We start from the raw sequence: 16393 nt of genomic DNA on the forward strand, positions 1-16393 counted from the left end.
TCAGATGCGTCGCTGACGCGTGAGCGCCGGAATCTTCGTCTCGGGCACTTCGATGCGTTGTACCTGCCCCACCGCCGCGGCCACCAACGCCAGCGTCGGCTGACCGAACAACACACGGACATCGGCCTCCATGCCTTCCTTGCGCATGCGTTCGATCAGCGCCACGGCCAACAACGAGTGTCCGCCCAGTTCAAAGAAATGGTCATGGCGACCAACGCGCTCGACCTTCAGCAACTCGGCCCACAGCGCGGCAAGCTTCATCTCGGTGTCACCCATGGGGGCTTCATAAAGACGCAGGAAAAACGCGCTGCTATCGGGTGCCGGCAAGGCCTTGCGGTCGAGTTTGCCGTTGGGGGTCAGGGGCAGTTCATCGAGGTGCACGTAGGCCATGGGGACCATGTAGGCCGGCAGTTGCGCTTGCAGATAGCTGCGCAGAACCTCGATATCCACCGCTTCCGATTGAGTGAAATAGGCCACCAGGCGTTTGTCGCCCGGAACGTCTTCACGGGCCAGCACCACCGTTTCTTTCACAGCGTCGTATTGAGCGAGCTTCGCTTCGATCTCACCCAGTTCGATGCGGAAACCCCGGATCTTCACCTGGTCGTCGTTACGGCCCAGGTATTCGATGTTGCCGTCCGGCAGGTAGCGGCCGAGGTCGCCGGTCTTGTACATGCGGGCGTTTTGAACGGCACTGAATGGATCTTTCAGGAAGCGTTCAGCCGTCAGGTCATCACGGTTGAGATAACCACGGGCGACACCCGCGCCACCGATGTAGATTTCCCCCGGCACGCCCAACGGCACCGGCTGCTTATGCTCATCCAGCAAGTAGAACTGGGTGTTGGCGACCGGTTTGCCAATATGCGCGACAAACCCATCTTCGCGAGCCATCGATACCCAGCTGGAGTACGTCGTGGTTTCCGAAGGACCGTAGAGGTTGCACAGACGCTTGACTGAAGTCTGTTCGAAGAGCGTTTCCACCAGACTGCGCTTGAGCGCTTCGCCGGCCACGTTGACTGTATCGACGCCCTCACCCAGCCCACCGGATTCCAGCAACGCCTTGAGCGCCGACGGCACGGTGTTGATCAAGGTGATGTCATGTTCACCGTGTTGCAGTTCCAGCACATTAGTGACCACCTCGATGCTGCCGCCGCTAGTCAACGGCGCAAAGCATTCGTACACGGCCAGGTCGAAGTTCAGCGACGTCGAGAACAGGGTTTTCGACAGGGTTTGCGCATCGAACGACCGATGGGCCCAAGTCAGGAAGTTCACCGTGTTGCGGTGTTCGATCATCACCCCTTTCGGCAAGCCGGTGGAACCGGAGGTGTAGATCACGTAGGCCAGATGCGCCGAGGTCAGCCCAGGTACCTGCGGATTCGAGACGGACTCGTCCTGCCACAGCCCGCTACCGAGGTCGATCACCGGCATCGCTGCATCGGCCAGCAACCCAACCGTTGCCGCCTGAGCCAGCACCACCGCCGGCGCACTGTCCACCAGCATGTAGGCAATCCGATCCGCCGGATACGCCGGATCCAGCGGCACGTAACCACCGCCCGCCTTCAAGATCGCCAACAAGCCCACGACCATGTCGATACCACGCTCGACGCAGATCGCCACTCGCGAATCCGGCTGTACGCCCTGCCCGCGCAGGTAATGCGCCAAGCGGTTGGCTTGCTCGTTCAGCTCGCGATAGCTCAGGCGCTGCCCGCCATGCAGCACCGCCAGCGCATCCGGCGTGCGCTGCACCTGCTCCTCGAACAATCCGTGAACGGTCTGTTCCAGCGGGTACTCGGCGTCAGTGGCGTTGAACGTCACCAGCAACTGCTCGCGCTCCAACGCCGGCAGTATCGGCAGATCGTGAAGTGGCGCCTCCGGTGTCTGCTCGAGCATTCGGATCAGGCCTTGCAACGCCTGCTGCACATAACCGCAGATGCGTTGTGCGCCCATCTGTACCGGGGTCATGACCGTGAAGCTGAACGCCTCGCCCTGGTCATCGACATTCAAGGTCAGCGGATAGTTGGTGCGCTCCTCGCCACTGAGTATCTGGATGCCCTCCCAGGCCGACAACGCCTCGGTCGAGGCCGTTGTCCCGGTATGACGATAGTTGAGCAACGCACTGAACAACGGCGTCGGCGCCTCCACGCCACTGCAACGCTGCGCCAGGGCCAACGAGGCGTGCTCATGGCCAAGCAACGCGGTCAAGCGTGCGTGAGTCGCTTTCACACCCGCACCAACAGTGGTTTGCCCCAGGCTCACCCGCAGCGGCAAGGTGTTGATGAACATGCCCAATGCACGGTCGGCACCCTCGCCACCCTGCATCCGGCCGACCAGCACGGTACCGAACACCACGTCGTCCTTGCCCGACACCTTGCCCAGCACCTGCGCCCAGACCAGGTGATACAGGCTGGCGGCGCTCACGCCCAGTTGACGGGCCTGCGCTCGCACCCGTCGACTCAGATCGGCATCGACGTCCTGGCGAAGCTCTTCAATGCCGCTGCCGTCGCCTTGCACATCCTGCAAGCCGAACGGCAGCGTCGGCTCGTCGATGTCGCCAAGCATGTCGCGGAAGAACTGTTCATGGGCTTCGCGGCTGACACCCAAGCGGGCCTGGGCTACGTAGTTGCGGTACGGCACCGATGTTGGCAAGCGCTGTGCCTGCCCGAGCATGTGCGTCTCGATTTCCGCCGCCAGCACAGCCAGGGAGGTGGCATCGTCCACCAGGTGATGGAACAGCAGGATGCCCACCCAGCGCTGGTTCACCGGGTCTTGCGCATAGGCAATCCGCATCATCGGAGCCGTGCGCACGTCCAGGCGGTAGTGCCGCGGGTCGAAGCGCTGATGCAGTTGCCCAGCGATATCGCCTGCCGCCGGGTCCAGCGGTACCGCTTCCACACCCAGCTCTGCGTTACGCCAGACCACCTGTACTGGCTCCGCCAGGCCTTCCCAGACCACACCGGTACGCAGAATATCGTGACGAGCAACAACCGCTTGCAACGCTTGGGCAAACGCCTCCAGGCGGGTGAAATTGTCGAAACCGAACATCACATATTGCAGGTAGGGGTCGCCCTGGGCGGCAGCGAGATGGTGGTACAGGATGCCCTCCTGCAATGGCGCCAGGGCGTAGATATCCTGCACGTTGACGACGCCGCCGGGCACCGTGGCCACGATCCGGTCAATGGCCTCCTGGTCCAGATCGGCCAGGGGCAACATGGCGGGGGTGATCCGCGAACAGCCGTGCGGGATCCGGTTGACCGGCACCACGACGTCCGTGCACGTACCAACCGCAGCGGCCAATGCAGCCAATGTCGGCTGGCCGAACAGCACGCGCACATCGGCGCTCAAACCGGCCTGGCGCATGCGTTCGATCATTTTCACCGCCAGCAGCGAATGACCGCCCAATTCGAAGAAGTTGTCGTGGCGACCGATCCGCTCCAGGCCCAGCAAATCCTGCCAGATTCCGGCAATGGTGACTTCGACTTCACCGAGCGGCGCTTCGTATTCACGGGTAATTACCGAGGCCTGGTCCGGCGCCGGCAGTGCCTTGCGATTCAGCTTGCCATTCGGCGTCAGCGGCAATGCATCAAGCCGCACATAGGCCGCCGGCACCATGTATTCCGGCAGTTGGGCTTGCAACTGGGCACGCAGGCTTTCGATCTCGATGTTGAACTCGTCACCGTGCACGGTGAAGTACGCCACCAGACGCTTGGCCCCCGGCACGTCTTCGCGAGCCAGCACCACGGCTTCCTTGATCGCCTCGTGCCGGGCAAGCTTGGCCTCGATCTCGCCCAGCTCGATACGGAACCCGCGGATCTTCACCTGATCGTCGTTACGCCCCAGGTAATCAATGTTGCCATCCGCCAGGTAACGACCCAGGTCGCCGGTGCGGTACATCCGGGCATTCGGCCGCTCACTGAACGGGTCGTCGAGGAAACGCTCCGCCGTCAGTTCCGCGCGGTGCAGGTACCCCCGCGCCACCTGGACGCCACCAATGTAGATCTCCCCGGCCACGCCCATGGGCACCGGTTGACCATGGGCGTCGAGCAGGTAGATCCGAGTATTGGCGATCGGTTTGCCGATCGGCGTGCTGTCCGGTGTCTCGGCGCCGGAGCAGTCCCAGGCCGTCACGTCGACGGCCGCTTCGGTCGGGCCATACAGGTTGTGCAAAGACGTTCGTGGCAATTGCGCCTTGAAGCGCCGCACCAGATGGCCCGGCAAGGCTTCGCCACTGCACATCACCTGACGCAACCCCTCGCACTCGCCAGCCTCACCATGGGCCAGGAACACATCCAGCATCGACGGCACGAAGTGCAGCGTGGTGATGCCTTGGGTCTGGATCACTTCGCGCAGGTACGCCGGATCGCGATGCCCGCCCGGACGCGCCATCACCAGCCGGGCACCGGTGAACAGCGGCCAGAAGAATTCCCACACCGACACGTCGAAGCTGAACGGAGTCTTCTGCAGCACCGCGTCCGCCGCGACCAGCGTATAGGCGTCCTGCATCCACAGCAGGCGGTTGACCACCGCGCCATGCTCGTTCATCACGCCCTTGGGCAGACCGGTGGAGCCGGAGGTGTAGATGACGTAGGCCAAATGGCTGGCATGCAAGTCCGCGACCTGCGGATTGCTGGTCGGTTGCGTGGCGAAGTCTTCGTCTTCGAGCACCATCACCCTGGCAGCGGTCGCCGGCAAACTCGCCTGCAAGGCGCGTTGGATCAGCACCACGGCCGGGGCGCTGTTTTCCAGCATGTAGGCCAAACGGTCGGCCGGGTAATCCGGGTCGAGCGGCACGTAGGCGGCGCCCGATTTCAGAATGCCCAGCAGCGCTGCGACCATGTCCGTGCTGCGGTCCATGCAAATCGCCACGCGGTCATCCGGGCGAATGCCCAGTTCCAGCAAGCGATGGGCAATCTGATTGGCGCGGCCGTTCAGTTGCGTGTAGCTCAGTTGCTGCTCTTCGAACACCACGGCGACCGCCTCTGCGGACGCTGCCACCTGTGCCTCAAACAGGCCGTGCAGGGTCAGGCCTTGCGGGTAGTCGACGGCCGTCGCATTGAACGCTTCCAGCAGGTGCTGGCGTTCAACCGCCGGCATGCTCTCAATTTCATACAGCGGCGTCTCGGGAGCTTGCCCCAGTGCGGCTACAAGGCTTTCGAGGGTGGTTTGCATGTACTCACCGATGCGTTGCGCACCGATTCCGCGCGCCACCTGCACCACCAGGCTGAACCCTTCGCCCTCATCATCCACGGCCAGCGTCAACGGGTAGTTGGTACGCTCCTCACCGCCGATGGACTCGATACCCTGCCACGCCGACACCATCTGCGCGGTGACTTCGACCGAGCAATGGCGATAATTGAGCATGGAACTGAACAGCGGCGTCGGTGCCACCACGCCACTGCAACGCTGGGCCAGCGCCAGCGGAGCGTGCTCATGACCGAGCAGTGCGGTGAGCCGTTGATGGGTGGTTCTCACACCCTCCCGCACATTGCCCCCCACCAGGCTCACCCGCAACGGCAGGGTATTGATGAACATGCCCAACGCATGATCGGCGCCCTCTCCGCCTTGCATCCGACCCAGCAGCACCGTGCCGAACACCACTTCGTCGCGTCCGCTGACACGGCCCAGCACCTGTGCCCAGGCCAAGTGCATCAGGCTCGCCGCGCTGACACCCAACTGACGCGCCTGGCCGCGAAGACGCCGGCACAGCCCCATCTCCAACGCCAGCCTGACCTCCTCCACGCCGTTACCGTCACCCTGCACATCGCGCAGACCGAACGGCAGCGTCGGTTCATCGATATCGCCAAGCATGTCGCGGAAGAACGCTTCGTGCTCCTCCTGGCTGACCCCGAGGCGCGCCTGGGCCACGTAATTGCGATAAGGTACCGCAGCGCCCAGTTGATCGGCCCTGCCGAGCAGGTGGGCCTGCATTTCCCGCTCCAGCACCTCCAGCGCGGTATGGTCCAGCACCGAATGATGGAACAACAACATCGCCACCCAGCGCTGGTTGGCGACATCTTCCGCGTACACCAGGCGCAGCAGCGGCGCCTGGCACAAATTCAGCCGATACTGACGGGCATCGAAACGCTCATACAGCTGTGCAACCACCTCTGCGCCGTGAACATCCGGTTCGAATGCCTCGCAGATGAGTTGTGCCCGACGCCACACGACCTGCATCGGTTCGTCGAGCCCCTCCCAGGCCATCGATGTCCTGAGGATGTCATGGCGATCGATCACCTGCTGCAACGCCTGGGCAAAGCTGTCCAGACGGGCGCGGCCGTCAAAACCGAACAGCGTCTGCAGCACGTAGGGATCACCGCTGTTCGCGGTCAGATGGTGATACAGAATGCCTTCCTGCAACGGCGCCAGCGGGTAGATGTCCTGGATATTGCCCGCACCGCCCGGCACGCTCGCCACGATTCGATCGATGGCGTCCTGGCTCAGAACGGCCAGCGGCAACATGTCCGGCGTGATCCGCTCGCAACCTTCGACAATGGCGCTGGCCGGCACGACCACATCACGATGCCCACCCACCGCAGCGGCCAACGCCCGTAGCGTCGGTCGGCTGAACAGGTCGCGCACATCCACCGACAGACCGGCCTGGCGCATCCGCTCGATCAATCTCATCGCCAGCAGCGAATGACCGCCCAGTTCGAAGAAATGATCGTGGCGGCCGACCCGTTCCACCTTCAACAGCTCCGCCCACAAGCCGGCCAGGGTCTGTTCGATCTCTCCCTGCGGCGCCTCGTAGGCTTCGCTCGCGTAGTCCTCGGCGTGCGGCGCGGGCAGCGACTTGCGGTCCACCTTGCCGTTGAGCGTCAGGGGGAAGGCCGGCAATATCACGAACGCGCCGGGCACCATGTATTCGGCCAAGGCAGTGGACAGTTGCTCCCGCAGTCCGGCCACGGTCAGCGCGACCTGCGGCTGCGCCACGACATAGGCGACCAGGCGCTTCTCGCCCGACTCGTCGGCCCGCACCATCACCACGGCGTCCTTCACGCCCTCGCAGGTGACGAGCCTGGCTTCGATTTCACCCAGTTCGATACGGAAACCGCGGATCTTCACCTGGTCGTCGTTGCGTCCCAGGCATTCCAGGCTGCCTTCCGGCAGCCAACGGCCCAGGTCCCCCGTGCGGTACAGCAAGGCACCAGGTTCGTCGCTGAACGGGTCGGCTATGAACTTCTCCGCGGTCAGGTCGGGACGATTCAGGTACCCCTTCGCCACGCCTTTGCCGCCGATGTAGATTTCGCCGATGACACCCAGGGGGGCCAGTTGCTGGCGTGCATTGAGCACATACACCTGGGTATTGGAGATCGGTCCGCCAATCGGCACGCTCTGCGCGTCTTCGGCCACCGCCTTCACTTCCAGCGTAGTGGCGTAGGTGGTGGTTTCAGTCGGGCCATAGCAATGCACCAGGCGCAACGCCGGCGCCAGGCTCAGCAGGCGCCGGAACGACGCCACATCGGCCCGTTCGCCACCGCACAGCAGGATGCGCAAACCAGCCATGGCCTCGGGAATCAGCTGCACATACTGATTGAAGATCGCCGTGGTCACGAACAACACGGTGGCCCCCGACTCACTCAGCACCTGGGCAAAGCGTGCCGGCTCAAGCAGGGTTTCATGGTCGATCACCACCACCTGTCCGCCGTTGAGCAGCGCGCCCCAGACGTCCATGGTGCTGGCGTCGAACGCCGGGTTGGAGGCAAAGGCGATCCGGTCGTGCTCATTGAAATCGGCATAGCCGTTGTTGATCACCAGCCGATTGATTGCCCGGTGCGGCACCAGCACGCCCTTGGGCTGTCCCGTGGAACCCGAGGTGTACATGATGTAGGCAATCGACTCGCTGGACTGTTCCAGCCCTGGATTGTCGATGGCCCCTTGCGGCTCCAACGTGTCCAGGTCGACGCGGCTCGCGCCCTCGGGTACCTGCTCGCGGCTGGACGTTAACACGAAAGACGCCCGGCAATCGGCGAGCATGAACCCCTGCCGCTCAAGCGAAGCATTGCGGTCCAGCGGGACATAGGCCGCCGCGCACTTGAGAATGGCCAACTGGCTGGTCAGCAGATCGATCGAGCGCGGCAACAGGATCGCCACACAGTCGTCCGGTCGCACACCAAGACCGATCAAGTGATGGGCCAGGCGGTTCGCTTGCGCGTTCAGTTCCCCATAAGTCACTTGCCGCTGTCCATGCACCACCGCAGTTGTCTGCGGCAGTCGTGCCGCCCGGGCCTCGAACAGCGCCAGCACGGTCTGGTCCTGAGGATAGACGCGCCGGGTAGCGTTGAAGTCCACCAGCAACTGCTGACGCTCAATCTGCGGCAGGATATCAAGACGGTAGAGTGGGGTTTGCGAATCTTGCTCCAGCGCCTGCACCAATTGATCGAGTGCGGTGTGCATGTACGCGCAGATGCGGCTTGCGCCAACGCCTTGCAACACCAGGGTGCTCAGGGAGAAGCCATCGCCCAGGTCGTCCACCGACAGCGCCAGCGGATAATTCGTGCGTTCTTCGCTGTCCAGGGTGTCCATGCCCTGCCAGGCTGCAGTGGCATCCGCCGAGATGACGCCGGGGGCACTGTGCCGATAGTTCAGCAAGGCACTGAACAGCGGCGCCGGAGCCGCCACGCGGCTGCAACGCTGGGCCAGGGCCAGCGAAGCGTGTTCATGAGCAAGCAATGCACTCAGCCGCCCATGGACGGCCTTGACCCCGGCCTCCACGCCCTGCTCATGCAGCATCACCCGCAGCGGCAAGGTGTTGATGAACATGCCCAGGGCCCGGTCGGCGCCTTCGCCGCTCTGCATCCGCCCCATCAGTACGGTGCCGAACACCACATCCTCGCGCCCGGACAGGCGCCCCAGCACCTGCGCCCAGGCCAGGTGATGAAGGCTGGCTGCGCTCACGCCCATCCGCCGCGCCTGGGTCCGCAGACGACGACTCAAATCGGCATCCACTGCGAGCCGCGCTTCCTCGATGCCGCGACCGTCACCCTGTACCTGCTGCAAACCGAGAGGCAGCGTCGGCTCATCGACATCACCGAGCATTTCCTGGAAAAACGCCTCGTGCTGTGCCTCGCTCACGCCCAGGCGCGCCTGGGCCACGTAGTTGCGGTACGGCATCGCTGCCGGCAATTGGTCTTGCCGCCCGAGCAGGTGCATCTGCATTTCCTGCTGCACCACGTCCAACGCGGTGTGGTCCAGGGCTATATGGTGGAACAGCAGCATCGCCACCCAGCGCTCGTTGAGCGGGTCATGGGCAAATCGCAGACACATCAGCGGAGCCTGGCGGATGTCGAGGCGATGATGACGGGAATCGAAACGTGAATGCAGCTGGGCCAAGACGTCGGCATCCGATACTTCTATATCGAACGGCTCGACGCTCAGTAAAGCCTTGCGCCAGACCACCTGCATCGGCTGCTCCAACCCCTCCCAAAGCACCGAAGTGCGCAGAATGTCGTGGCGATCGATCACGCCCTGCAATGCTTGCGCGAAGGCATCCAGGCGCGGCTTGTCCTGGAACGCGAACAGCGCCTGCAGTACATAGGGATCACCCTGTTGCGCCGAGAGATGATGATAGAGAATGCCGTCCTGCAGGGGGGCCAGCGGGTAGATGTCCTGCACGTTGTCCGCACCACCCGGCACCGTTGCAACGATGCAGTCGATGGCATCCTGGGTCAACGTGGCCAGGGGCAACATGTCCGGGGTAATCCGTTGACAACCGGGAACGATACCGTTGGCCGGCACCAGGACTTCATTGCCGCTGCCCACCGCCGCGGCCAGTGCCGCGAGGGTCGGTTGGCCGAACAACACCCGTACATCGGCGCTCAAGCCGACCTGGCGCATCTGCTCGATCAGGTTGACCGCCAGCAGGGAGTGACCGCCCAGTTCGAAAAAGTGATCGTGACGCCCCACCCGCTCGACATTGAGGATCTGCGTCCACAACTTCGCCAGGAGGGTTTCGGTTTCGCCCACGGGCGCCTCATAACCGCGCGTCAGGATCGACGCCTGATCCGGCATCGGCAAGGCCTTGCGATCGAGCTTGCCATTGGCGGTCAGTGGCAAGGCATCGAGGCGCACATAGGCAGCCGGTACCATGTAGTCCGGCAAGCGGCTTTGCACATGCACGCGCAACGCTTCGATATCTACTGTGTCGTGGGGCAGATGCAAGGTGAAATAGGCGACCAGGCGCTTTTCCCCCGGCACGTCTTCGCGAACCAGTACCGCCGCGTCTTTTACGATCTCATGTTGAGCCAGCCGGGCTTCGATCTCTCCCGGTTCGATGCGGAACCCGCGGATTTTCACTTGACCATCGTTCCGGCCCAGGTATTCGATGTTGCCGTCCGGCAAATAGCGTCCCAGGTCGCCGGTGCGGTACATCAAGGCCTGTGGGTTGAACGGATCAGGGATGAACTTCTCGGCGGTCAGCTCCGGCCGGTTCAAATAGCCGTTTGCAACACCCAGGCCGGCGATATACAGCTCACCGGTCACACCGTGGGGCACGGGCCGATGCCGGGAGTCCAACAGGTAGACCCGAGTGTTGCCGATCGGACGACCAATCGGAATGCTGCCTGCGCCGGCCGACTTGATTTCGTAGGTGGTCGAGAAAGTGGTGGCTTCCGTTGGTCCGTAGCCGTTGAGCAGATGCTGCGGTGCGCCGTGTTCCAGGACGCGGCCAATCACGGTCGGATCCAGCACATCGCCGCCGACGATCAGATAGCGCAGTTGCCGGAACACTGCCATCAGGCTGGCGGCGTACTGGTGAAACAGCCCCGCAGTCATCCACAACACATTGACCGACTGTTCAAGCAGGAACGTTGGCAGCCGTTCCTGGGACAGCAATACGTCCTGCTCCACCACAATCACACAACCGCCATTGAGCAACGGTGCCCAGACTTCCAGGGTGCTGGCGTCGAAAGCCGGGTTCGAAGCGAACGCCACGCGATCCTGCTCGTTGAAGTCGGCATAGCCGTTGTTGATGACCAGCCGGGAAATGGCCCGGTGCGGCACCAGCACGCCTTTCGGTGTGCCAGTGGAGCCGGAGGTGTACATGATATAGGCCGGTGCTTCGCTCGACTGCGGCGGCGCCCCGTCCCAAGCCGGCAGTCCCTCCAGGTCGAGGCTATCGAGATCCACCCGCCGCACGCCATCGGCCAGGCTCTCGGTACCGTGGGTCAACACCAGCACGGCCCGACTGTCCTGCAGCATGAACTGCTGGCGCTCCGCGGGTGCATTGACGTCCAGCGGCAGGTAGACCGCCGCGCACTTGAGGATCGCCAGTTGACTGATCAACAGGTCCAGCGAGCGCGGCAGCACGATGGCCACCGTATCCTGGGGCCGCACACCGAGGTCAATCAGATGCCGGGCCAAGCCATCGGCTTTGGTATTCAGTTCACGGTAGGTCAGGGTCTGTCCTGCCTGTACTGCCGCCAGCGCATCCGGACGGGCCTGCGCCTGCGCCTGAAACAAGGCATGAACCGTTTGCGCCTGCGGATAAGCGCGATCGGTGTGGTTGAATGACTGCAAGACTCGCTCGCGCTCCTCCTGCGGCAGCACCGACAGGTCGTTGAGCAGTGACTCCGGAGCGCATTCCAGTGCGGTGATCAAGTACTCAAGCGCCGCCTGCATGTAATTGCAGATGCGTTGTGCACCGATCTGCCCGCTCGCCTGCACCTCCAAGGCAAAGTCATCGGAGAAATCATCCACCGAGAGGATCAGCGGATAGTTGGTCCGCTCCTGCGCGCTCAGGGCTTCAATACCCTCCCAGGCCTGGAGCACTTCCGGCCCGGGAACCTGGTCCGCACCCGCGCTGTGGCGGTAGTTCAACAGTGCGCTGAACAGCGGCGCCGGTGCCGCCACGCCGCTGCACCGTTGTGCCAGGGCCAGGGAGGCATATTCATGACTGAGCAAGGCACTCAGCCAGCCATGGGTGCTTTTCACCCCGTCGCACACACTCTGCGCGCCCACGCCCACCCGCAGCGGCAAGGTGTTGATGAACATGCCCAATGCCCGGCTCAGGCTTTCACCGGCCTGCATGCGCCCCAGCATCACGGTACCGAACACCACATCTTCACGCCCCGAGACGCAGCCCAGCACCTGGGCCCAGGCCAGATGGAAGATGCTTGCCGCGCTGACCCCGAGCTGACGCGACTGCATCCGCACCCGGCGACTGAGCTCCTGGCTCAGCGGTTGATGGTGCTCTTCGATGGCGCTGCCGTCGCCCAGCACATCCTGCTGGCCGAACGGCAAGGTCGGCTCATCCAGATCACCCAGCATCTTGCTGAAGAACGCCTCATCGGCCTGGCGCTGACCCGCCTGGCGGGTTCGCGCCACATAGTTACGGTAAGGGATAGCCGGCTGCAATTGCCCGGCCTGTCCCATCAACCAGGCTTGCATTTCGTTCTGCACGACCGCCAATGCGGCATGGTCCAGAGCCATGTGGTGGAACAACAGCATGGCGACCCAGCGCTGGTTGGCGGGGTCCTCGGCACACACCAGCAACAGCAGCGGTGCCTGGCTGAGATCCAGGCGATAGTGACGAGGGTCGAAACGGGCTTGCAGTTGCGTAAGGACGTCGCCCTCGGCCAGCTCGGCGCTGATGTCCTTGACGCCCAGTCGAGCCTGGCGCCAGACCACCTGGAGCGGTGCCTCCAGATTCTCGCGGACGATGGCCGTGCGCAGGATGTCATGGCGATCGATCACGTGTTGCAGGGCATCGACAAAGTCCGACAGACGCTCGCGATTGCTGATGCTGAAATGCGCCTGCAGGACATAGGGATCGCCTTGGGTCGCGGTCAGGTGATGATAGAGAATCCCTTCCTGCAAGGGTGCCAGCGGATAGATATCCTGCACGTTGGCCGCCCCGCCCGGCACCGTGGCGACAATGCGATCGAGGGTCGGCTGATCCAGCGTGACCAGCGGCAGCATCTCTGGGGTGATCCGAGCGCAATCGACAGGAATTGCATTGGCTGGAACGTCGACCTCACCGGCCCTGCCGGCGTCGTACTCCCCGCTGTTGATCAACTCGATCAATTTAGCCTTATGCTCTCGCAACAAGGCCAGCACAGTCGGCTCCTTCAATGACTGTTTCCGGCCCCGTACAACGAGCTGATCGCCGTTGACCGAAAGCTGCACGTCTTTTTCTTTTAATGTCGCCAACAGTTCGATCACACTCACAGGACAATCTCCATTTTTTCTGTCGTTGCCGCGTATTCCGAGAGCGTGGGCTGCTCGAACAGCGTCCGTACATCTGCTTCCATGCCCTCCTGGCGCATCCGCTCCATCAGGCTGACGGCCAGCAAGGAGTGCCCGCCCAGCTCGAAGAAATGATCGTGACGACCAACGCGTTCCACGTTGAGGACCTCGGCCCACAAGCGGGCCAGATTGATTTCGGTTTCACCGACAGGGGCTTCGTAATCGCGGGTGATGACTGACGTCAGATCCGGTGCCGGCAGTGCCTTGCGGTCGAGCTTGCCGTTGGGGTTCAGCGGCAGCGCGTCGAGGCGTACGTAGGCCATCGGCACCATGTGGGCCGGCAGGTGTGCCAGCAGGTACGCACGCAACGCCTCGATGTCCGTCGTTTCGTCCGGCGAACAGGCAATGAACCACGCTACCAGGCGTTTATCGCCCGGCACCTCTTCACGGACCAGCACCACCGCCTCCTTCACCACCTCATGCTGGGCGAGCCTGGCTTCGATTTCCCCGAGTTCAATACGGAAACCACGGATTTTCACCTGATCGTCGTTGCGTCCCAGGTATTGCAGGGTGCCGTCCGGCAGCCAGCGACCGATGTCGCCGGTCTTGTACAGGCGGGCCCCGGCCCGCTTGCTGAACGGGTCGTCAATGAAACGTTCGGCGCTGAGTTGCGGCAGGTTGAGGTAACCACGCGCCACGCCGACGCCGCCGATGTGGATCTCACCGGGCACGCCCATTGGCAGCAACTGACCGTGGCTGTCGAGCACATGCAATTGCATGTTGCGGATTGGCCGGCCGATGGGGATCGACTGGTTCCGGTAGGTGTCCAGGTTGGTATCGACAGTGTGCCAGGCAACCACGTCACTGCACTCCGTCGGCCCATAGCTGTTGATGATCACCGGTCGTGGCAGCGGCAGTTTTTCCAGCATGGCGACCTGGATCGGCTCGCCGCCCAGCACCACCCGTTTCAGGCAGGCCAGTGCCGCGTGCCGGTCGGCATCCACCAGGGCGTGGAAGGCGCTGGGGGACATGTTGAGGTGGGTAATCCCGGCCTCGGCGACCTGGGCGACGATGGCGCCCGGGTTGAACGGTTCTTCGGCCAGGTGCAACGAGGCGCCGACCATCAGCGGGGCGAGGATGTTCTTCTGGGTCAGGTCGAAGTTATAGGACGAGGCCAGCAGCACCGCATCGCCGGCATGGAAGGCCAGGTCGTCGAGGTACCAGTCCAGCAGGTTGCGCAGGCCGCGATGTTCGACCATCACGCCCTTGGGCAAACCGGTGGAGCCAGAGGTATAGATCACGTAGGCCAGGTGGTCTGGTGTCAGATCCGTCGCTGGCGGGTTGTGTTCCGGTTCGTCTTGCCAGGCGCCGGCATCCAGGTCGATCAGTGGCACCGGTCCGTGGGACAGCAGGCCCCTGGTCCCGACTTGCGTGAGAGCAGCAATCGGTGTGCTGTTCTCCAGCATGTAGGCCAGACGGTCAGCCGGGTAAGCCGGATCCAGCGGTACGTAACCACCGCCTGCCTTGAGCACCGCCAGCAGGCCGACCACCATGTCCGCGCTCCGTTCGACACAGATCGCCACCCGGGAATCCGGTTGTACGCCCTGTTTGTGCAGGTAATGCGCCAACCGATTGGCCCGGGCATTCAACTCGCGATAACTCAGGCGCTGTTCGCCATGCACCACCGCCACGGCCTCAGGCGTGCGTTGTACCTGGGCTTCGAACAGCTCGTGAATGAACGATTGCTGCAGGTCTTCGGCTTCGTTGGCATTGAATTCCAGCAGCAGCTTGCGGCGTTCGTCTTGGGGCAGGATGGACAACTGGTGCAACGGTGCTGCAGGTGTCTGCTCCAGCATCACGATCAGACTTTCCAGGGTCTGTTGCACGTAGCCGCACAGGCGCTGCGCACCAATGCGTGCCGGGGTCATGACCGTGAAGCTGAATGCCTCGCCCTGGTCATCGACGTTCAACGTCAATGGGTAGTTGGTGCGTTCTTCGCCGCTGAGCACCTGGATACCGTTCCAGGCCGACAGCGCCTCGGTCGAGGTCAGCGCACCAGTGTGGCGATAATTGAGCAAGGCACTGAACAACGGCGTCGGCGCCGCAACGCCGCTGCAACGCTGAGCCAGGGTCAGCGAGGCATGTTCATGACCGAGCAACGCGGTCAAGCGCGCATGGGTCGCTTTCACGCCCGCACCGACAGCGGTTTGCCCCAGGCTCACCCGCAGCGGCAAGGTATTGATGAACATGCCCAATGCACGGTCGGCACCCTCGCCGCCCTGCATCCGGCCGACCAGCACGGTGCCGAATACCACGTCGTCCTTGCCCGAGACACGGCCCAGCACCTGCGCCCAGACCAGGTGATACAGGCTGGCGGCGCTCACGCCCAGCTGACGGGCCTGCGCCCGCAACCGGCGGCTCAGGTCGCCGTCGACGTCCTGACGAAGTTCCTCAATGCCGCTGCCGTCGCCTTGCACATCCTGCAAGCCGAACGGCAACGTCGGTTCGTCGACGTCACCCAGCATGTCACGGAAGAACGCTTCATGAGCCTCAGGGCTTACGCCCAAGCGGGCCTGGGCCACGTAGTTGCGATACGGCACAGAGGCCGACAGGTGCTGCCCCTCGTCGAGCATGTGCGCCTCGATTTCCGCAGACAGCACCGCCAGCGACGTCGCGTCGTCCACCAAATGATGGAACAGTAGGATCGCCACCCAGCGCTGGTTCGCCGGGTCTTGCGCATAAGCGATGCGCATCAGCGGCGCCTGGCGGATGTCCAGGCGATAGTGCCGCGGATCGAAACGCTGGTGCAGTTGCATGGCGATATCGCCTGCCGCCGGATCCAGCGACACCGATTCGACCTGCAACCGAGCATCGCGCCAGACTACCTGCACCGGCTCGGCCAGGCCTTCCCAGACCACACCGGTGCGCAGGATGTCGTGGCGGGCAACGACCGCTTGCAACGCCTCGGCAAAACTTTCCAGGCGCGTGAAGCTGTCGAAACCGAACATCACATATTGCAGGTAGGGATCGCCCTGGGCGGCGGCGAGATGGTGATACAGAATGCCTTCCTGCAACGGCGCCAGGGCATAGATGTCCTGCACATTGGCGACGCCGCCGGGCACCGTGGCAACGATCCGCTCGATGGCGTCCTGGTCCAGGTCGGCCAGGGGCAGCATGTCCGGGGTGATTCGCGTGCAGCCAGCGGGAATGAGGTTGG

Annotated in this window: 2 protein-coding genes (1 of these 2 running past the window's edge); both read right to left on the reverse strand. The window is 63.3% G+C overall.

From position 1 onward, the window contains the following. Nucleotides 1-13158, reverse strand: coding sequence for a non-ribosomal peptide synthetase (locus QZH45_RS17640; RefSeq protein ID WP_069018263.1), 13158 nt, complete (start codon nucleotides 13156-13158; stop codon nucleotides 1-3). Next, nucleotides 13155-16393: the 3' portion of a non-ribosomal peptide synthase/polyketide synthase gene (locus QZH45_RS17645; protein ID WP_432783467.1), read on the reverse strand. The gene runs 25813 nt beyond the window's last position; only the last 3239 of its 29052 coding nucleotides appear in the window; its start codon lies off the right edge, out of view — the gene reads right to left on this strand; the stop codon is at nucleotides 13155-13157. The genes QZH45_RS17640 and QZH45_RS17645 overlap by 4 nt, the downstream gene beginning before the upstream one ends.

The organism is Pseudomonas corrugata (assembly GCF_050920615.1).
In the GTDB taxonomy this organism is placed as follows: domain Bacteria; phylum Pseudomonadota; class Gammaproteobacteria; order Pseudomonadales; family Pseudomonadaceae; genus Aquipseudomonas; species Aquipseudomonas corrugata.